Annotated in this window: 13 protein-coding genes; 7 read left to right on the top strand and 6 right to left on the bottom strand. The window is 69.6% G+C overall.

Translation table 11 applies throughout. From position 1 onward, the window contains the following. Positions 1 to 59 precede the first annotated feature (59 nt). A complete protein-coding gene (gene uvrA, locus ACTJKJ_RS05495) occupies positions 60 to 5,696 on the top strand; it encodes an excinuclease ABC subunit UvrA (protein WP_440819825.1) in 5,637 nt (1,878 codons plus the stop codon). 115 nt (positions 5,697 to 5,811) lie between these two features. Here uvrA and ACTJKJ_RS05490 read toward each other — a convergent pair whose 3' ends face one another. After that, complete coding sequence (locus ACTJKJ_RS05490; RefSeq protein ID WP_091720540.1) at positions 5,812 to 6,108, bottom strand: hypothetical protein; 297 nt, start codon at positions 6,106 to 6,108, stop codon at positions 5,812 to 5,814. Positions 6,109 to 6,173: 65 nt separating this feature from the next. After that, positions 6,174 to 6,785: a hypothetical protein gene (locus ACTJKJ_RS05485; protein WP_440819824.1), complete on the bottom strand. Its 612-nt coding sequence runs from the start codon at positions 6,783 to 6,785 to the stop codon at positions 6,174 to 6,176. Between the two features lie 142 nt (positions 6,786 to 6,927). Here ACTJKJ_RS05485 and ACTJKJ_RS05480 point away from each other — a divergent pair, with 142 nt between their 5' ends. The 5 genes from ACTJKJ_RS05480 to ACTJKJ_RS05460 all read left to right on the top strand — a co-directional run bounded on the left by ACTJKJ_RS05480 (position 6,928) and on the right by ACTJKJ_RS05460 (position 14,930). Beyond that, complete coding sequence (locus ACTJKJ_RS05480) at positions 6,928 to 9,597, top strand: prolyl oligopeptidase family serine peptidase (RefSeq protein WP_440819823.1); 2,670 nt, start codon at positions 6,928 to 6,930, stop codon at positions 9,595 to 9,597. Between the two features lie 200 nt (positions 9,598 to 9,797). Then, positions 9,798 to 10,784, top strand: a complete 987-nt coding sequence (locus ACTJKJ_RS05475) for a hypothetical protein (protein WP_440819822.1) — start codon at positions 9,798 to 9,800, stop codon at positions 10,782 to 10,784. Between the two features lie 78 nt (positions 10,785 to 10,862). Then, on the top strand, positions 10,863 to 11,411 hold the full coding sequence (locus ACTJKJ_RS05470; RefSeq protein ID WP_440819821.1) for a hypothetical protein: 549 nt from the start codon (positions 10,863 to 10,865) through the stop codon (positions 11,409 to 11,411). Positions 11,412 to 11,506: 95 nt separating this feature from the next. Further along, entirely contained in the window at positions 11,507 to 12,781 is a 1,275-nt protein-coding gene (locus tag ACTJKJ_RS05465; RefSeq protein WP_440819820.1) for an HlyD family secretion protein, read from the top strand. 1 nt (position 12,782) lies between these two features. Beyond that, a complete protein-coding gene (locus tag ACTJKJ_RS05460) occupies positions 12,783 to 14,930 on the top strand; it encodes a peptidase domain-containing ABC transporter (protein ID WP_440819819.1) in 2,148 nt (715 codons plus the stop codon). A 23-nt stretch (positions 14,931 to 14,953) separates the two neighbouring features. On the opposite strand, the gene ACTJKJ_RS05455 is transcribed toward ACTJKJ_RS05460, so the two are convergent. Together ACTJKJ_RS05455 and ACTJKJ_RS05450 are read right to left on the bottom strand one after the other, a co-directional pair. Continuing rightward, a complete protein-coding gene (locus tag ACTJKJ_RS05455; RefSeq protein ID WP_297389276.1) occupies positions 14,954 to 15,664 on the bottom strand; it encodes a response regulator transcription factor in 711 nt (236 codons plus the stop codon). A 49-nt stretch (positions 15,665 to 15,713) separates the two neighbouring features. After that, the gene (locus tag ACTJKJ_RS05450) at positions 15,714 to 16,295 is read right to left on the bottom strand and encodes a DUF4148 domain-containing protein (protein WP_440819818.1); all 582 of its coding nucleotides are present in this window, start codon (positions 16,293 to 16,295) and stop codon (positions 15,714 to 15,716) included. Positions 16,296 to 16,630: 335 nt separating this feature from the next. Here ACTJKJ_RS05450 and ACTJKJ_RS05445 point away from each other — a divergent pair, with 335 nt between their 5' ends. Then, a complete protein-coding gene (locus ACTJKJ_RS05445) occupies positions 16,631 to 17,236 on the top strand; it encodes a DUF4148 domain-containing protein (RefSeq protein ID WP_440819817.1) in 606 nt (201 codons plus the stop codon). Between the two features lie 47 nt (positions 17,237 to 17,283). Here the strand turns inward: ACTJKJ_RS05445 and ACTJKJ_RS05440 are convergent, their stop codons facing one another. Then, positions 17,284 to 18,780: a M48 family metalloprotease gene (locus ACTJKJ_RS05440; RefSeq protein WP_440819816.1), complete on the bottom strand. Its 1,497-nt coding sequence runs from the start codon at positions 18,778 to 18,780 to the stop codon at positions 17,284 to 17,286. 85 nt (positions 18,781 to 18,865) lie between these two features. Continuing rightward, on the bottom strand, positions 18,866 to 19,477 hold the full coding sequence (locus tag ACTJKJ_RS05435) for a UPF0149 family protein (RefSeq protein ID WP_091720550.1): 612 nt from the start codon (positions 19,475 to 19,477) through the stop codon (positions 18,866 to 18,868). Between the last annotated feature and the right edge of the window lie 55 nt (positions 19,478 to 19,532).

The raw sequence follows: 19,532 nt of genomic DNA, 5'->3' as shown, positions 1-19,532 counted from the left end.
GCCGCCCTCCCTAGAATCATCGCCCACTGCCTTTTTCGAGGCTCCCGAGCCCACACCTCATGTCCGACGCCGATATCCGCATCCGCGGCGCCCGCCAGCACAACCTCAAGAACCTCGACCTGGATCTCCGGACCGGAGAACTGACCGTGGTGACCGGGCCGAGCGGCTCGGGCAAGTCCAGCCTCGTGTTCGACACGCTCTACGCGGAAGGCCAGCGCCGCTACGTCGAGACCTTCTCCGCCTACGCGCGCCAGTTTCTCGACCGCATGGACCGCCCCGCGGTCGACAAGGTGGAGGGCGTGCCGCCCGCCATCGCGATCGACCAGACCAACCCGGTCCGCACCAGCCGCTCCACCGTCGGCACGATGACGGAGCTCAACGACCATCTGAAGCTGCTGTTCGCGCGCGGCGCCGACCTCTTCGATCGCGACACCGCGCTGCCGGTGCGCCACGACACGCCGCAGACCATCCACGCCGAGCTGCTGGCGCGCACCGTCGACGGCGACCCGCGCCTGGTGCTGACCTTCCCGGTCGAGCTGCCGGAGACCGTCAGCGCTGGCGAGGTCGAGCAGTGGCTCTCCGCCTCCGGCTTCACGCGGGTGCAGTCGGAGCGCGTCGTCAACGGCCGCAAGGTGCTGGACGTGGTGGCGGACCGCTTCCGCATGCAGGGTGTCGAGCAGGCGCGCGCGATGGAGGCGATCGAGCTGGCGCTCAAGCGCGGCAGCGGCCGCATGACGGTCTACGTGCTGCCGGCCGGGGAGGGCGCCGAGCCGCTGCTCTGGCGCTACTCGACCGGCCTGCATTGCCCGGAGAGCGACATCCGCTACGCCGACCCGCAGCCGGCGCTGTTCTCGTTCAACTCGGCGATGGGCGCGTGCGAGACCTGCCGTGGCTTCGGCCGCGTGATCGGGGTGGACCTAGGCCTGGTGATCCCCGACGAGCGCAAGACGCTGCGCGGCGGCGCGATCAAGCCGATGCAGACGCCGGCCTGGAAGGAGTGCCAGGACGACCTGCTGAAGTACGCCGGCGATGCCGGCATCCCGCGCGACACCGCGTGGAGCCAGATGACGCAGGCGCAGCGCGACTGGGTCATCGAAGGCAGCCCGAACTGGAACGGCAACTGGAACAAGCAGTGGTACGGCGTGCGCCGGTTCTTCGACTACCTGGAGAGCAAGGCCTACAAGATGCACATCCGGGTGCTGCTGTCCAAGTACCGCAGCTACACCGAATGCCCCGCCTGCCGCGGCGCGCGGCTCAAGACCGAGGCGCTGCTGTGGCGCATCGGCTCCAAGGCGCTGGCCGACGCGGCACTGCCGGCCGCGCAGCGCTTCATGCCGGAGGGCGTGAAGTGGACGCGCGCGCAGCTCGAGGCGCTGCCGGGGCTGTCGGTCCATGACCTGATGCAGCTGCCGATCCATCGGCTTAGACGCTTCATGGACGAGCTCCAGTTGCCGGGCTCGATGCTCGACGAGGCGCTGAAGCTGCTGCTCGACGAGATCCGCAACCGGCTCAAGTACCTGGTCGATGTCGGCATCGGCTACCTGACGCTGGACCGCCAGAGCCGCACGCTGTCCGGCGGCGAGGTGCAACGCATCAACCTGACGACGGCGCTCGGGACCTCGCTGGTCAACACGCTGTTCGTGCTGGACGAGCCCAGCATCGGCCTGCATCCGCGCGACATGAACCGCATCGTCGAGGCGATGCAGCGGCTGCGCGACGCGGGCAACACGCTGGTGGTCGTCGAGCACGACCCGGCGGTGATGCTGGCGGCGGACCGCCTCATCGACATGGGCCCCGGCCCCGGCCAGCAGGGCGGCCAGATCGTCTTCGACGGCACGCCGGAACAGATCCGCGCCGCCGACACGCTGACCGGCGCCTACCTCGGCGCGCGCAGGCATGTGGGGATGGGCCTCAAGCGCGTCGTCGAGGAGAACACGCCGCGGCTGATCCTCGAGGGCGCGCGCGAGCACAACCTCAAGAACGTCAGCGTCGAATTCCCGCTGCAGCGCATGGTGGCGGTCACCGGCGTCTCCGGCTCGGGCAAGAGCACGCTGATGCAGGACGTGCTCTATCCGGCGCTGGCGCGCTGGTTCGGCCAGGCCACCGAAGCGCCGGGCGCGCATGACCGGCTCCTGGGCGCGGACTGGCTGGCCGACGCGGTCTTCGTCGACCAGTCGCCGATCGGCAAGACGGCGCGCTCGAACCCGGCCAGCTACGTCGGCGTGTTCGACGAGATCCGCAAGCGCTTCGCCGACACGCCGATGGCCAGGGAGCGCAGCTACGGCGCCGGCATGTTCAGCTTCAACGCCGGCGACGGCCGCTGCCCGACCTGCGGCGGCTCGGGCTTCGAGCACGTCGAGATGCAGTTCCTGTCCGACGTCTACCTGCGCTGCCCCGATTGCGACGGCAAGCGCTTCCGCGCTGAGCTGCTCGAGGTCAAGCTGGAGCGCGCCGGACGGCAGCTCAGCGTCTCCGACGTGCTGGACCTGACGGTGGCCGAGGCGCTGGGCGTCTTCAAGGACGACCGCGAGGTGCTGAACAAGCTGCAGCCGCTGTCGGATGTCGGCCTGGACTACCTGACGCTGGGCCAGCCGGTGCCGACGCTGTCGGGCGGCGAGGCGCAGCGGCTGAAGCTGGCCGGATACCTCGCGGAGGCGGCCTCGAAGCCGCGCCAGGCGACCGCGACCAAGGGCACCCTGTTCCTCTTCGACGAGCCGACCACCGGCCTGCACTTCGACGACATCGCCAAGCTGATGCGCGCGATGCGCAAGCTGCTGTCGGCGGGGCATTCGCTGATCCTGATCGAGCACAACCTGGACGTGATCCGCGCGTCGGACTGGGTCATCGACCTCGGGCCCGAGGGCGGCGAGGACGGCGGCGTGGTCGTCGCGGTCGGCACGCCGGAGACGCTGAAGGACCACCCGACCTCGCACACCGCGCAGGCGCTGCGCGAGTACGCGCTGGAGATGGACCGCGCGCCGGTCAAGGTGGCCGAAGGCAAGCCGCTGCAATCGCTGCTGCGCCAGCGCCGCAAGGCCGATGAAGCGATCCGCATCGTCAACGCGCGCGAGCACAACCTGAAGTCGGTCGACGTCAGCATCCCGCGCGGCAAGTTCAACGTCGTGACCGGCGTGTCGGGCTCCGGCAAGAGCACGCTGGCCTTCGACATCCTGTTCAACGAGGGCCAGCGCCGCTACCTGGAGTCGCTCAACGCCTATGCGCGCTCGATCGTGCAGCCGGCGGGCCGGCCCGAGGTCGACGCGGTGTGGGGCATTCCGCCGACGGTGGCGATCGAGCAGCGCCTGTCGCGCGGCGGCCGCAAGAGCACGGTGGCCACCACGACCGAGGTCTGGCACTTCCTGCGCCTGCTGTATGTGAAGCTCGGCGTGCAGCACTGCGCCAACGACGGCACGCCGGTGAAGCCGCAGAGTGTCGAGGCCATCGCCGCGCAGCTGCTGCGCGACTACAAGGGCCGGCACATCGGGCTGCTGGCGCCGCTGGTGGTCAACCGCAAGGGCGTCTACACCGACCTGGCGAAGTGGGCGAAGCAGCGCGGCTACACCCACCTGCGCGTCGACGGCGAGTTCCTGCCGACCAGTCCCTGGCCCCGGCTGGACCGCTTCAAGGAACACACGATCGAACTGCCGGTGGGCGACATGACCGTCACGCCGGAGACCGAGGCCGAGCTGCGCGAGCTGCTGGCCAAGGCGCTGGACCACGGCAAGGGCGTGGTGCATGTGCTGTCGCCGCTGGACGGGCTGCACGATGCGCTGCGCAATGCGAAGCCCACGCGCGGCATCGGCGAGTTGCGGGTGTTCTCCACCAAGCGCGCCTGCCCGCAGTGCGGCACGAGTTATCCGGAACTGGATCCGCGGCTGTTCAGCTACAACTCCAAGCACGGCTGGTGCACCACCTGCGTCGGCACCGGCCTGGCGCTGACGCGCGAGCAGCGCAAGGCCCTGGACGACAGCCAGCAGGACAAGGACAACCGGGGCCGTGAGCAGAGCTTCCCCGCCGAGGAAGCCGAGATCGAGGACCTGAGCGACGCGCCCTGCCCGGATTGCCACGGCTCGCGGCTGAATCCCGTGGCGCGCGCGGTGAGCTTCGAGCACGAGACCATCGGCACGGTGGCCTCGTGGAGCGTGACCGAGGCGCGCGAGTGGATCGCCGGTCTCGCGCTGACCGGCCGTGATGCCGAGATCGCGCGCGACGTGATCGCGGAGATCCGCGGGCGGCTGGAGTTCCTGGAAGAGGTCGGCCTGGGCTACCTGACGCTGGACCGCGCGGCGCCGACGCTGTCCGGCGGCGAGGCCCAGCGCATCCGCCTGGCGGCGCAGCTCGGCAGCAACCTGCAGGGCGTCTGCTACGTGCTGGACGAGCCGACCATCGGCCTGCATCCGCGCGACAACCAGATCCTGCTCAAGGCGCTGTCGACGCTGGGCGACAAGGGCAACACGCTGGTCGTCGTCGAGCACGACGAGGACACGATCCGTCGCGCCGACCACATCATCGACATCGGGCCGAGCGCGGGCAAGCGCGGCGGCCGCGTGATCGCCGAGGGCACGGCCGAGCAGATCGCGAAGAACCCCGATTCGCTGACGGGCCGCTTCCTGTCCAGGCCGCTGGTGCATCCGCTCAAGGAGCGCCGCGAGATGGACGCCGACGCGCCCAAGCTGACGGTGCTCAACGCCACGCTGCACAACCTGCGCGGCGTCACGGTGGACGTGCCGCTGCACCGGCTGGTGGGCATCACGGGGGTGTCGGGCTCGGGCAAGTCGACGCTGGCGCGCGACGTGCTGCTGGCCAACATGGCGGCGGCGGTGCCGCTGCGCCGGGCGCCGTCGACCTGGCTGGGCTGCGACGCCATCGAGGGCCATCAGCAGGTGGACCGGGTGCTGGAGGTCGACCAGACGCCGATTGGCAAGACGCCGCGCAGCTGCCCGGCGACCTACATCGGCTTCTGGGACGCGATCCGCAAGCTGTTCGCCGAGACGCTGGAGGCGAAGGCCCGCGGGTATGGCCCGGGCCGCTTCAGCTTCAACACCGGCGAAGGCCGCTGCCCGGGCTGTGAGGGGCAGGGCATGCGCACCATTGCAATGAGCTTCCTGCCGGACGTGAAGGTGCTCTGCGACCAATGCCATGGGCAGCGCTTCAACCCCGAGACGCTGGCGGTGAGCTGGCGCGGCAAGAGCATCGGCGAGGTGCTGCAGATGGAGGTGGACGAGGCGGTGGAGTTCTTTGCCGCGATGACCTCGATCGCGCATCCGCTGAAGCTGCTGCAGGACGTGGGACTGGGCTACCTGACGCTGGGGCAGCCGAGTCCGACGCTGTCGGGCGGCGAGGCGCAGCGGATCAAGCTGGTGTCGGAACTGGTGAAGGTGCGCGACGACGTGACGCGCCGCGGTCAGAAGCCGCCGCACACGCTGTACGTGCTGGACGAGCCGACGGTGGGCCTGCACATGGCGGACGTGGAGAAGCTGATCCGCGTGCTGCATCGCCTGGTCGACGGCGGGCACAGCGTGGTCGTGATCGAGCATGACCTCGACGTGATTGCCGAAGCCGATTGGGTGCTGGACCTGGGACCGGAAGGCGGCTCGGCGGGCGGACGCGTGGTCGCGCAGGGTCGGCCGGAGACGCTGGTGGCGCAGGGCACGCACACCGGACGGGCGCTGGAGCCGGTGCTGGCAAGACGCTGACCGGCGGGGCGCTCCGGAACCGGGGCGTCCGGCACGCCGCCGCAAGCGCCAACGACAACGGCCTCTCAAGGAGGCCGTTGTCGTTGGAAGGCGGGAGGAGGGCCGGTACTGGCGCTCAATGCGGCTTGCGTCGCTGGCGCTGCTCGAAGTCGTCGCCGTGATAGACGTTGCCGTCCCAGGTGCCCGAGCGGTGCTTCGCGCGGGCGATCGCGTCGAGGGCCGCGTCATGGGCGGCGCGACGGCGGTCGCGTGAATTGAAGCGACCCTTCAGACCGATGCCGCTACCCATCAGAAGGCCCGGACGCCGGACCCATGCGCGCCAGGCCATCTGGTGCCGCCGCGGCAAGGCCATGTCGATCGCGAGCAGCACGCAGATCAGCAGTCCAAGGGCGGCGATGACTTTGGCGAACATACGTCGGCGCGGTGAATCACGCCTTGCTGGCGTGCAAGCGGCCGACTATACGCGAGGGGAAAACCTCAGTCGCGATGATGGCCGCGTCCATGTCCGTGGCCACGATCACCGCGATCGCCGCGGTCACCGTCGCGGTCCCAGCCGCCGCGACCGCCGCCGCGATGGTCATCGCGGCGTTCTTCCCAGCGCCGGCCCTCCCAGCCGCGATGGTCGTCGCGGTGGTCGTGCCAGTCGCGGCGGCCGTCCCAGCGGCCATCCCAGTCCCGGCGCACCGGCTCCCACCGGGGCGGCGGCGGAGGGGCATAGACCGGCATCGGATGCACGCGCGGGCGACCGTAGTAGACCGGGGCGTAGGTCCGCGTGTACCAGTCCTCGCGGACGAAATACACCGGCCGGCCGCAGGCGCGGTAGTAGCCGCAGTGGCGCGACCAGGCGTGGTAATGCGCGGGCGGTACGCGCAGGTACATCGGCGGGGCGGGGTCGTAGACCCGCTCGATCACCATCGGCTGCGCGTAGATCACGTCCGGGCGGACGTTGCCGACGTCGATGCGGCCATAGAAGCCGGGCTGTCCGACGCTGATGGACACGCCCACGTCGCCTGCGAAGGCCGTTGGCGCAGCCAGTGCGCCGGCGGTCAGCGCCACGGCGCCGAGGATGCGTTGGATCAGGTGCTTCATGGAACCTCCGACCTACCTAGGGAAAGTATGGACGGTTAACGCGCGCTTGACGGATCCGGTGCACAGCGCAGCGGTAAGCAGTTGTTGACCCCTCCCTAGAATCCCGCGTCCCTGCTGACCTTGCGGGGCGTGGAGCAATGATTTGAAGCAATGGATCCTGACTTCCCTGGCGCTGGCGACCCTGGCGACGGGGCTGGGCGCCGGCGAGCCCTCGCTGGCGCAGACGACGACGGCCCCCGTCGCCGTGGCCAACCGGCCGCTGACCCTGGAACAGCTGTTCCGTGCCGAGTCCTACCGCGGCGAGTCCGCCAAGGACCTGAAATTCAGCGCGAGCGGCCGTTACGTCGCTTACCTCTGGAACCCGTTCGGCGAGCCCGGCAGCGACCTGTACGTCCATGACACCCAGACGGGCAGGACGGTCCGCGTGAGCTCGCCGGCGCTGATGGGCGTGGTGGAGACGCCGGAGAACCTGGAGCGCTACGCCCGCAAGCTCAAGCAGAAGCGCGACGAGCTGGCCGAGCGCCAGGCCCGTGAGGAGGCCCAGGCCGCCTACCTGCGCGGCGAGCCGGTGGACCTGGACCAATGGGAGCGCCAGGCGATCGCCGACCTGAAGGTGGAGCTGGCCGAGCGCAAGGCGCGCGAGGACGCCCGCAAGGCGGCCGAGAAGGCGGCCTGGGGCGAGGCGCCGGCCGCCGCGTCGGCGCCGGCCTCGGGCGCGTCCGCGGCGGAGGCGAAGAAGCCGGCCAAGGATCCCAAGGACATGGCGCTCTGGGAGCTGCGCGACGAGCTGAAGAAGAAGCGCGAGCGCGAGAAGCTCAAGCCCGAGGACCTGTACCCCGGCGTCTCGCAGTTCGTGTGGGCGTCCAAGGCGGATGAACTGGTGCTCGCCTATCGCGGCCAGCTGCTGCGCTGGAAAGCGGGCGCCGACCGCGCCGAGCCGCTGCTGTCGACGGGTCGTACGCTCAAGCCGGTCGCCTACGCGCCGGACGACCAGTCGCTGATCGTGCAGGACGAGACCCGCGTGCTGCGCGTGCGCCTGGCCACGGCCGGCATCGAGGTGATCAACCGCGAGCTGTTCAACCCGGACGACGAGGACCGCAAGTTCCGCATCGCCCAGACGGCGCTGAGCGAGGACGGCCGCTGGATGGCGCTGGTCGCGAACGCGCCGCTGGTGAACGCGGACGGCAAGCCGCTGCCCAAGCCGGGCCGGCAGGTCGAGATCATGAACTACGGCGACCGTTTCGCGACGGCGAAGAAGGTCGACCGCGAGGTCTCCGACGACAAGCGCGGCCTGCCCTCGATGGCGATCTACATCCGCAAGGTGCCGGCGGCCGGCGCGGCGCCTGAGCGCCAGCCCGAGCCGGTGTTCACGCACCCGGGCGGCGATGCCTGGTTCGAGATCTCGCCGGTGGTGTGGGCGCGCGACGGCAGCCATTACGCGTTCACCACCTTCGAGCGTGAGAAGGACCAGTTCCGCGTCTACCTGGGCAAGCCCGGCGACGCCAGGCCCGAGATGGTGCTGGAGCGCCGCGCGCCTATCCACCACGAGCTGGTCAACGTGATGACGCCGTCGTTCACGCCGGACTCCAAGCAACTGGTGCTGATCCTGGCCGACAACGGCTGGCGCCAGCCCTACGCGATGAGCCTGGCGGCGGGCGCCGACCGTTCGGTGACGCCGCTGGTGAAGGGCGAGTTCGAGGCTTTCCAGGTGCTGGGCTTCACGCCGGATGCGAAGACGATGTTCGTCGTGTCCAACAAGGACGACTACGCCGCGATGAATGTCTGGCGCGTCGAGCTCAAGGACGGCCGCATGACGGCGCTGGGCCGCTCGCCGGACTACCACCGCAACGCGGCGGTGGCGCGCAATGGCCAGTGGGCGGCGGCGGTCGCGGGCAACTGGGCCGAGCGTCCCGAGTTGAAGCTGCTGAAGGGCCAGGCGGCCGCGTCGGGGGCCGAGCCCGGCAAGTTGCTGACGCAGAGCCACGACCCGGCCTGGGCCCAGGTCGACGTGCTGCGGCCGGAGCGCTTCAGCTTCCGCAACCGCCACGGCGACATGATCCCGGCCTACGTCTTCAAGCCGCTGGGCTGGGCGCCGAGCGACAAGCGCGCGGCGGTCGTCTACACCTACGGCGGGCCGCTCAACGATCGCCATTCGGTCGAGACCGACAGCTTCCAGCCGACCGGTTATGTCTTCGCGATGTACATGGCGGCCAAGCATGGCTACGTCACGGTGACGGTGGATCCGCGCGGGCATTCCAACTACGGCGAGAAGTTCGCCGATGCCAACTGGGAGCAGCCGGGCGCGCCGCAGACGGAGGACCTCGAGGACCTGGTCGCCTACATGAAGACCAACCTGGGCGTCGACGGCCAGCGCATCGGCCTGAACGGCTGGAGCTTCGGCGGTTTCCAGACCCAGTACACGATGTACACGAGGCCCGATCTGTTCGCGGCCGGGATCGCCGGAGCGGGTCCGACGGAATGGGAGAACTACAACAGCTGGTACAGCGGCCGGACCATCGGCAAGGTGGACCGGACCAAGCCGGTGCTGCGCAAGTATTCGCTGCTGCCGCTGGCCAGGCAGCTGAAGAAGCCGTTGCTGCTGGTGCACGGCATGCAGGACCCGAACGTGCTTTATCAGGACACGGTCAACGTGTACCGCGCGCTGCTGGAGTCGGGCAAGGAAGGGCTGGTCGAGCTGTTCCTGGATCCGGATGGCGAGCACGCCCTCGGCGGCGCGGTGAAGCCCGCCGGCTGGCACCGCAAGTACGAGGCGTTCTGGCTGGCGCATCTGGGCGCAGCGCAGCGCAAGTAAGGCGCCAACCCTCCAAAGGCCCGCAGCTGAAAGGCTCGCGGGCCTTTTTCATTTCACGGGGTATTTATATTGAATAAACGATATCTTGACGATTTCGTGTCGACTTATTTAGAAATTCCCCCATCGAGGGGTATTGGCAATGCTGGTGGTACCGGAAAGAATCGGTCGCAATGGATCAACGAGGTCTTCGGAGATATTCGATGCGAGCGCTGGGCTTGGCAATTTTCAGGAAGCTGATGCGAGGGTTTTCACTGCTTGGCGTCCTGCTGATGACGGCGGCATCGGCTTCCGTATCCGCCGCTGGAGATGAGCCGATCCGTCTCTGGAAGATCACGCCGCATCCCGGCACCACCGTCTTCATTCTCGGCATCTCGCATTTCGGCAGCCGCTTGGAACAGGACGACTATTTCCAGAGAACGGTCCTTCCCGCGTTCGACAAATCGGACGTGCTTCATATCGAGGGGGGCGAGCGGACCTTCGTCAACGACATGCCGGAATGTCCAACCCCTTTGACTGGGAAGGATGCCGAGGTGGTCGATCAGGCGCGCGACGTTCTTCGCCGCGGCGCGGTGCCGTACTTCAGGACCGTGCTTGCCGATCTCCCCAACGGGCCGCCCAGCGAGGAAATCCTTCGGAGCAACGCCGCCCTGCACGTACGGGACATATCCGAATTCGGTCTCCTGCTGATGCTGCGGCTGCAATATCAAGTGCTGGAGGGCGGGTTGCCGCAGGCGCAGGCGGACGTCCTTCCGACGCCCGTCGTCACAACCCTGATGCAACGCCGGACAAATATCGATATTCGTTCGGTGGATGAGCATGATGATTTATGGGCCGCCTATTGCGGCAGCAATGCGCGGGCCGAAATCCTGAAGTGGCATATCCAGAACTTCGATCCCGAACATCCGCTCAAACAGGCGACGGTGGCCGACGCGGCGAGTCAGGTCGAAAACCTCGCGCGCCGGGTTTTCGTGGACAGGCATATCGATCCGAATCCGTTCCTGGACATGTTCGTCTGTCCAAGGAATGAGCGCTGGCTGCCGCGCCTGCTCGAACTCGACGACGGGAAGACGCATTTCGAAGCCCTGGGGGCGGCGCATCTCTTCCCTTACGAGGGCATCACCCGCCACTGTGACGGGCTGCTCCAGGATCTGCGGCGCAGGGGGGTGGCGGTCACGCCCGTGCCCTGAGTCGCCGATGTCGTGCCAGTCACGACTCCCGGCCGGTCACGCCGGCCCTTTCAAGCAAACCAAGGTGAGGAAGAAACAATGGAAGTTCTTGATCGTGCCCTGTTCCGCCACGTCTCCGGCGCGGGAAGTACGGCACCCGTGCAGAAGCCGGTCTCCAGCACCCTCAAGGATGGCGTGCAGGTGGACAAGTTCGACCTCGGCAACGGGGGCATCGCGATCGTGACCTGCACCGGGGTCTCCGTGTCCCTCAGCCTGGGTCTCCAGGGCACTAAGCTGGTCAACCTGAACGGCGGTTTGGGCACCACCGTCACCTCCTGCAAGATCACCACCATCGACAAGGATGGAAAGATCATCGATCAGAAGAACGCGGACGCCAGCGACGTCGACAAGGGCGACGTGCAGATCGCCGAGAACGGCACCGTGGAAGACAGCAGCGACGGCAGCAGTGGCGACCCGGGCAGCAGCGGCGGAGCCGGCGATACCAGTGAGCCGGGCGACACGGGCAGCGGCGACACCGGCGGCGGCGACACCGGTGGCGGCGACGCTGGCGGTGGCGGTGATGCCGGCGGCGGTGGTGGCGGCGGTGGTGGGGGCGACAAGCCGATCTACGAAGAAGAGCAGGACTGATGCCTCGCTGAGGAAGGGCGCCCGCGGGCGCTCTTCCTCTTCCGTCTTCCACCGGCCCGGCCGTTCGCGGCCGCCCGCCCAGCCCGGACTCCGACGTGAACTCATTCTTCAGGCGCGAGGTGCTGCCTTCCGGCGACCTGCAGCCCGGCGGCATCCTGCTCGTGCGGCCGCCGTCGCACACCGCGTTCGCAGCCCTGGCCGGCGTGCTGCTGGCGCTGCTCGTGGCGGCGATGACGCTCATCAAGTACACGCGCCACGTGGAGCTGCAGGGCGTGCTGGAACCCGAGTCCGGCGTCGCGAAGATCTACGCGCCGCAGAACGGCGTGCTGGCCGAGGTGCTGGCCCCGGTGGGCACCGAGGTGCGTCGCGGCGACGTGCTGCTGGTCTTCAGCACCGAGCACCTGGGCCGCGATGGCGGCGCCGTGGAGGACCGGCTCGACCGGTCGGCGGCGGCGAAGGTGGCGTCGCTGGAGGCGGAGCTCGCCGCGACGCGGCAGTCGCATCGCGACGAGCTCGACAACGCCGCCAAGAGCCTGAACGAACAGCGCGGGCTGGCACAGATCCAGCGCGATCAGCTCGAGGGCCTGGCGCAGCGCATCCAGAGCGCGCAGACAGAGGTCGATCGCTACCACGGCCTGCAGGCGCAGGGCTATGCGTCGGCGCAGATGCTCGACAGCAAGCGCGCGGAGCTGCTCGATCAGCGGGTGCGGTTGCAGTCGGCGCAGCACGACCTGCAGTCCACCCTGGCCGAAATCGGCCGCCTGCAGCGCGACATCGCCGCGATGCCCGCGCGGCAGCAGGTCACGCTGGCGCAGCTGGAGCGGGCGCTGGACGCCGCGCAGAGCGAACTCCGGCAGCAGCAGGGCTCGCACCGCTGGTCGATCGCGGCGCCCTTCGATGGCGTCGTGAGCTCGCTGGAACTGTCGCCGGGACAGGCCGTCGGCCCCTCCACACCGGCCGCGACGCTCACGCCGCGCGGCCAGCCCCTGGTGGCCAAGCTCTACGCGCCCAGCCGCACCATCGGCTTCCTCAATGGGGGTGAGACCGTCCACATGAAGGTGGACGCCTTCCCCTTCCAGAAGTTCGGCCTGCTGGACGGGCAGGTGACGCGCGTGTCCCGCACGCCGGTGGCGGCGAGCGAACTGTCGTCCGCTTCCCACCTCGCGGTGCTGATGCCCGAGGCGCAGCAGGCGCCGGAACCGTCCTACGCGGTGACCGCGCAACTGGCGGCGCAGGCCATCCCGGCCTATGGCCGTGCCGCGCCGCTGCGCCCCGGCATGCAGGTCAGCGCCACCGTCGCGCTGGACGAGCGCCGGCTGTACGAGTGGATCTTCGAGCCGCTGCGCGAGAACGGACATTTCGGGATCTGACATGGACATGACCCTGCTCGGTTTCGGCGGCGGCCCGCGGCTGCCGGTGGTGCTCCAGGCGGAGGCCTCGGAGTGCGGACTGGCCTGCATGGCGATGGTGTTGTCCGCCCATGGCCATCACGTCAGCCTCGCGGAGCTGCGGATGCGTTTCCCGGCCTCGCTCAAGGGCACGACGCTGGAGACGCTCGCCTGCATCGCGGAGGCGACCGGCATGGTGCCGCGCGCGCTGCGGCTCGAGTTGCACGAGCTCGCGGCGCTGCAGACGCCGGGCGTGCTGCACTGGGACCTGCAGCACTTCGTCGTGCTGCGCGAGGTCCGCGGCGAGGTGCTGCACCTGCACGACCCGGCCGCCGGCGCCGTGACGCTCACCGTCGCCCAGGCCTCGCCGCATTTCACCGGCGTGGCGATGGAGTTCAGTCCGGGCCTGGAATTCGGCCGCAAGCCGCCGGCGCCACCCGTCGCGCTGGCCCAGCTGGTGGGGAAGATGCGCGGCGTGGCCCGGTCCCTGTTCCAGCTGTTCCTGCTGGCTCTGGTGCTGGAGGCCTTCGCGCTGCTCACGCCGGTGCTCACGCAGTGGATCACCGACGAGGCCATCCTCGCCGGAGACGCCAGCCTGCTGAACGTGCTGGCGCTGTCGGCGCTGACGGTCGGGTTGATCTCGGTGGCGATCGGGGCGATGCGGTCGTGGATGGGCCTGTACGTCACCACCTCGTTCACCGCGCAGTGGATGGGGCAGGTCATGACGCGGCTGCTGCGGCTGCCGGTCGCCTTCTTCGAACGCCGGCACCTGGGCGACGTCGTGTCCCGCTTCGGCGCGGTGGCGCCGCTGGCGGAGACCGTGACCCGCACCGCCGTGGAGCTGGCCCTGGACCTGGTGATGGTGTGCGGCAGCCTGGCCATGATGCTGCTGTACTCGCCATCGCTGGCGCTGGTACCGGTGGGCACGGCGCTGCTGTACGTGCTGGTGCGGTGGAGCCGCTATGCCTCGATGCGGCTGTGGTCCGCCAGCTATTACGCGAAGCAGGCCAAGGAGCAGTCGCACTTCTTCGAGACCGTCCGAGGCGTGCGCACGATCAAGCTCTTCAACCGCGAGAACGAGCGCCGCAGCGCCTGGATGCGGCTGTGGATGGCGGCGACCAACGCGCACGTGAAGATGCTGCGGCTCAACCTCTGGTTCGGATCGGGCTGGTCCGCGCTGCAGACGGCGGAGCGGGTGGGCCTGTTGTGGCTGGGCGCGAGCCTGGTCCTGGGTCACCGCATGTCGCTGGGCATGCTGCTGGCCTTCATCTCCTTCGCCGAGCAGTTCACCTCGCGCGCCAATCTGCTGATCGATCGCGTGGCCGAATGGAAGCTCACGGCGGTGCAGACGGAGCGGCTGGCCGACATCGTGCTGGCGACGCCCGAGGAGACGCGGCCGTTCGCGTCCGAGCCGCCGGCGGACACCTCGGTCGCCCTGGACCGGGTGACCTTCCGGTATGGCACCGATGAGGCGCCGGTGCTGTCGCAGGCCTCGCTGCGCGTGGCACCCGGCGAATGCGTCGCGCTGACCGGCGCCTCGGGCGCCGGCAAGACCACCTGTCTCAAGCTGATGCTGGGCATGCTCAAGCCCGCGAGCGGCGCGGTCCTCGTGGGCGGGCGGCCGCTGGACCGGCTGTCGGTCCAGGGCTATCGCGAACTCGTGGCGACCGTGCTGCAGGACGACCACCTGTTCGCCGGCACGCTGCTGGACAACATCTGCTTCCACGACGCGAAGCCCGACGTCGAGTTCGCCATGGCCTGCGCCCGCGTGGCCCGCATCGACGACGAGGTCCGCGCGATGCCGATGGGTTATCACACGCTGGTCGGGGACATGGGCACGGCGCTGTCCGGCGGCCAGAAGCAGCGCATCCTGCTGGCGCGCGCGCTGTACAAGCGCCCGCGGATCCTGTTCCTCGACGAGGCCACGAGCCACCTGGACCTGGAGAACGAGGGCGCGATCGCCGAGGCCCTGGCGAGCCTGGACATCACGCGGATCATGATCGCGCACCGGCCGCAGACCATCGCCATCGCGGACCGGGTCCTGCGGCTTGAGGGCGGGCGCTTCGTGCCGGTGCGGCGCGGTGAACCCGCAGCGACGGAGGCCGCGCCGCACCTGGTGGAAGTGGCCTGAGGGGACGGCTCACGCCGTCCGCATCACGCCGTCCGGAGTGCCGGCCCCGGGACGGCGTCGTCCAGCCGGTAGCCGATGCCCCGGACCGTCTTGAGCAAGGCGCGGCCGTGCCCCAGGTCGATCTTCGATCGCAGGCGCCGCATGTAGACGTCCACGATGTTGGTCAGCGGATCGACCTGATCGCCCCAGACCTTGGCCAGGATGCGCTGGCGGCTGAGCACGCTGCCCGGCGAGACCATCAGCAGCTCCAGCACCGCCATCTCCTTGGCCGTGAGCGGGATCGCGCGGCCCGCGCGCCGCACCTGCCGCCGCTCCAGGTCGAAGACCAGGTCCGCGGCGCGCAGCGTGGTCGACGCCGGTCGATAGCTGCGGCTGCGCCGGAGCAGCGCCCTGACGCGCGCCGTCAGCTCCTCGGGGTCGAAGGGCATGGCCATGTAGTCGTCGGCTCCCAGCCGGATCCCCTTGGCCTTGTCCTTGCTGCTCGCGGCGTCCGCCAGCATCAGGATGGGCACCTGGCTCCCCTTGGCGCGCAGCAGGCGGCACAGGTCCAGCCCGTCCAGCCGGGGCAGCGCCAGATCCAGGATCACGAGGCTCCATTCGAGCTCCAGGGCCAGGCGCAGCCCTTCTTCGCCGCAGCAGGCGATCCGCACGATGAACCCCGCGGCGGTCAGGCACCGCCGCAGGAGATCCGACACGGCGGGGTCATCCTCGACGACCAGCAGCCGCTGAATCATCGGAGTCGGCGAGGGACACCCACCCGCCCGCCTCGCGGCGGGCGGCCCCTCACGGCTTGGCCGACTGGTCGTTGTCGTTGATGCGGCGCAGCTCGCCGCTGCGGCGCGCCTCGTCGAACTGCTGCTTCACGTCCTGGCGCGTGGTCGCCGGCTTCTTGGCCGCGCCGGCCGTGCCGGGCCCCGAGTGGGCACGCGACTCGTGGAAGGCGTGGTCGACGTCGCCGTTGGCGCGCGCGGTCGCCAGCTCCGCCTTGACCTGCGCCCGCGTCTTGGGCCCGCTGGTCTTGACACCCGCGCTCTGGGTCTTCGCGTGGGCGGCCGACTCGTGGAAGGCGTCGCGCTTCGCGCCGGACTTGCGCGCTTCGGTCAGGGCCTGGCGCGCCTGTTCGCGCGTCTTGGTGCTCTTGCCCTTGACGCCGAGCTCTTCCTTGGAGTGCTGACCGTTCTCGTCGAACGCCGCGTCGATGGCGCCGGAGGCCTGTGCGCGGTCGCGCTCGGCCTTGACTTCATCCCGGGTCGGGGGACGCGCGGTCGCGTCTTCGGCATGCGCCCACATCGAGGCACTCGCAGCGGCGGCGGCGAGGATCGACAGCAGGGCCGTCCGGGTCGTGCTTCGAGTGTTGCGGTTCATCACTTTGCTGTTCCTTTCACTTCCTGTCAGACGGCCGGACATGGCGTGCTGCCTGTCGGACGTCGCACCACTGCGCGGTGCAGGATGAATTCTCAGAACCCGCAATGAACGTCAGCGGCGAGCCCAGTTAATTGAATGTGAGCGAGAGATGAACGGATCATGAAAGCAAGCCCCTGCTTGCGCTGTTCATGTGCTGCTCATGCGCGGTTCATGTCCGGGGCCACCGACGTTCATCCCGCGCGGCCAGACTTCATCGCACACCACGCCGTGGTGCGATGCCGGGGCCGCCTGATGGCGGGGCCAGGCATGCGACTGGAACTGAAAGGAACAAGCAGGTGAAGTACCGCGACGCTCGACGCGCCACCCGTCTCACGCTCATGTCGGTCTTGATGACCATGGCCACCGGCGCCGCGATGGCGCAGTTCGCCGAGAACGGCCAGTACACGCCTCGGGAACTGGGCCAGTCCGACCGCGCGATGACCCGGGCCCAGGTGGTCGAGGAGCTGGCGCGCGCACGCGCCAATGGCGAGCTCGATCCCGTGGTCATCGAGCTGGGCGAGCAGGCCCTCTCCGGGGCGCAGCGCCGTCAGGCCCTCACGCGCCAGGAGGTGAAGCAGCAATTCGACGAGGCGCGCCGCAGCGGCGAACTGCGCCGCCTCAACGACAACGATCAGTCGCCCCAGCCGGGCCGGGACGCCGGCGGCGGGGACGAGGGCGGCCTGACCCGCGAGCAGGTGAAGGCGGAACTCGCGCGCGCTCGCGCGGCTGGGGAACTCGACCACGCCTTCCACGAGTCCTTCGCGCACGGCCAGCCCTACGGGCAACGTCCGGCCGTCAGGTCGGCGACCACGCGCGCCGAGGTGAAGCAGCAGCTGGACGAGGCGCGCCGCAACGGAGAGCTCAGGCGGCTCAACGACAACGATCAGTCGCCGAAGCCGTAAGGCCGCCGCGGGCGCGGCGAGGACGCAGGACGGGCGACGGCGCGCGCTCAGGACGTCGCGACCACCGTCTTCACGCGCTCGCCCGGCTTGGGCGGCGCCTCGCCACCGTAACGGCCGTTGAGCAGTTTCAGCTGCGCTTCGGTCAGCACCGAGCTTTTCGCCATCTCGGCGAAGCCGCCCGCCGGATACGGCCGCAGCGCGATCTTCCACGGCCGGGCCTGCTTGCGGTCGTCGGCATTCAGCGCGCGGAAGCTGCCCTCCGCCTGCGCGAGGCCCTCGCGCCGCGCCTGCAGCGCCTGGCCGTCCTTCGCGGCGTAGACCAGCGCGTAGACCGCGCCCTTCGAACTCGTCACCAGCGTCAGCTCGGCGTTGCCGCGCTGGCCCTGTGCGTTGCGACGCACGCCGGCGAAGTGGGTCGCCTTCAGCCCGTTGATCGTCTTCGCGTCGGTGCGGCCCTGCTCGGCGCCCAGGTTGCGCAGGATCTCGTCGTGCGAGTTGCCCGCCTTGGCCGGCACCGGCTGCAGGATCAGCGCCGCGTCGCGCTGCGGGCTCATGACTGTCACCGCGTCATTGCCGTTCTGGATCGCCCAGCCCGCCGGCGCCGTCAGCGCGAAGTCCAGGTCCGGGTGCAGGAACTGCTGTCCCCGCACCAGCCCTTGCGCCGGGCTGTCGCCGAAGACCATGCCCTCGATCGCCTGCAGGAAGGCGGCGCGGTTCTCGTCCACCGCCTGCCCGGCGGTCAGCTGCGAGGCCTCGTCGCGGATGCGCTGCAGGCGCTGCTCGTTGCTCGGGTGCGAGGCCAGCCAGTTGTTGCCCGTCTGCGGCTGGCGGCCCTGTGCCCGCGCCTGGTCGGCGGCGAACTGCTCCTGGTCCTTCAGCACCTGGATCACGTCGACCATGTGCCTGGGGTCGTAGCGGTTGCGCGCGAGGTACTCGGCGCCGAGCTGGTCCGCCTGCAGCTCCTGCTCGCGGCTGTAGGAGGCGATGTAGCCGGCCGCGGCGTTCTGCGAGAGCTGCCCGGCGATGTCCGTCGCGCCGCCGACGCCGCGCGACTCCAGCACCGCGCCCAGCACCGTCGCGGCGAGCACGCCGATGCCGGCGTTCTGCTGGCGCGTCGCCCGCTGCGCGCCGTGGCGAGCGGTCACGTGGCCGATCTCGTGGCCCATGACGCCGGCCAGGTCGGCCTCGTTCTCCATGTAGGCCAGGATGCCCCGGGTGACGTAGACGTAGCCGCCCGGCAGCGCGAAGGCATTGACCTCCGGACTGTCGAGCACGGTGAAATGCCACTCGAGCTCGGCCCGGTGCGACTGCGCGGCGAGCTTGTTGCCCAGCGCGGTGACGTAGGCCTGCAGCCGCGCGTCATCGACGACCGCGTACTCCTTGAGCACGCCCTGGTGGGCCTCGCGGCCGGCGGCCACCTCCTGCTGCAGGCTCATCGCGCTGCGCTCCGTGCGGCCGGAGACCGGGTTGACGACCTGGGTGCCGCAGCCGGCGATCGTCAGCAAGGCGGCGGCCAGCACCGCGAACGGAAAGTGGCGCTTCATCGGATCAACTCGGCGGGACGGAAGAAGGAAAAGGGAAGGGCGGGACGGCGGGCGTGAGGCCCGCCGGCGGCAAGGCGGGGAGCGCTCAGGTGGCCTGCTGGCGCAGCGTCCACAGCGTCAGGACGCCCTCGGGCACTTCGCGGCTGAGCGCGTCGCGCCAGTGCAGGTCGGTGAGCTTGTCCTGGTCCTCGGCGCTGAGCTGGCTCTCGTCGCCGCCCAGCAGCGCTATCGGCGCCAGCGCGGCCGCGGTCTTGACGTGCTCGAACAGCGGCGCCCAGGCCTCGCCGTCCTGGTCCACGCCGATCATGAAGCCGGTGCACCAGTCCTCGGCATCGACCAGCTGCTGGTCGCCTTCCTCGGCAACGCTGAAGATCGGTTCCCATTCGTCCTGCTTCGACGACCACTGCACCGCCAGGCTGTGCACGTGGCGCAGCAGCAGCAAGGCGATCTTCTTGCGCTGCTTGCCGCTGGCGAAGGGGTCGCCGCCGCCCCACACCGGGCTCATCCATTCGGCGCCGGGCTTGTCGCTCAGCGACAGCGGGCTCAGCAGCTGCGCGCTGAGGTAGCCGTCGAGCGCCTCGATGTTCATCGCCGCGTCGTTGTCGATCTCGGACAGGAAGTCGTCGAGGTCCGACAGCTCATCGTCGGTCAGCGGGGTGTATTGCGCCTTGTCGGGCTGGTACTGCGGGAAGTCCATGTCGGATCCTGGAAAGTCGGGCGGGGTCGGGCGGAGTCGGGGAAGCAGAGAAGGC

The sequence above is a fragment of the Roseateles sp. 22389 genome (assembly GCF_052044995.1).
Classification (GTDB): Bacteria; Pseudomonadota; Gammaproteobacteria; order Burkholderiales; family Burkholderiaceae_C; genus Roseateles.
The sequence above is the reverse complement of the archived record's forward strand: the minus strand, read 5'-3'. Positions and strand labels throughout refer to the sequence as shown.

Coding starts and splice junctions, on each gene's coding strand:
- ACTJKJ_RS05485 (WP_440819824.1), bottom strand. CDS start 6,785: ATGAAGCACCTGATCCAACGCATCCTCGGCGCCGTGGCGCTGACCGCC.
- ACTJKJ_RS05460 (WP_440819819.1), top strand. CDS start 12,783: ATGGACATGACCCTGCTCGGTTTCGGCGGCGGCCCGCGGCTGCCGGTG.
- ACTJKJ_RS05455 (WP_297389276.1), bottom strand. CDS start 15,664: ATGATTCAGCGGCTGCTGGTCGTCGAGGATGACCCCGCCGTGTCGGAT.
- ACTJKJ_RS05440 (WP_440819816.1), bottom strand. CDS start 18,780: ATGAAGCGCCACTTTCCGTTCGCGGTGCTGGCCGCCGCCTTGCTGACG.
- ACTJKJ_RS05450 (WP_440819818.1), bottom strand. CDS start 16,295: ATGAACCGCAACACTCGAAGCACGACCCGGACGGCCCTGCTGTCGATC.
- uvrA (WP_440819825.1), top strand. CDS start 60: ATGTCCGACGCCGATATCCGCATCCGCGGCGCCCGCCAGCACAACCTC.
- ACTJKJ_RS05475 (WP_440819822.1), top strand. CDS start 9,798: ATGCGAGCGCTGGGCTTGGCAATTTTCAGGAAGCTGATGCGAGGGTTT.
- ACTJKJ_RS05435 (WP_091720550.1), bottom strand. CDS start 19,477: ATGGACTTCCCGCAGTACCAGCCCGACAAGGCGCAATACACCCCGCTG.
- ACTJKJ_RS05470 (WP_440819821.1), top strand. CDS start 10,863: ATGGAAGTTCTTGATCGTGCCCTGTTCCGCCACGTCTCCGGCGCGGGA.
- ACTJKJ_RS05490 (WP_091720540.1), bottom strand. CDS start 6,108: ATGTTCGCCAAAGTCATCGCCGCCCTTGGACTGCTGATCTGCGTGCTG.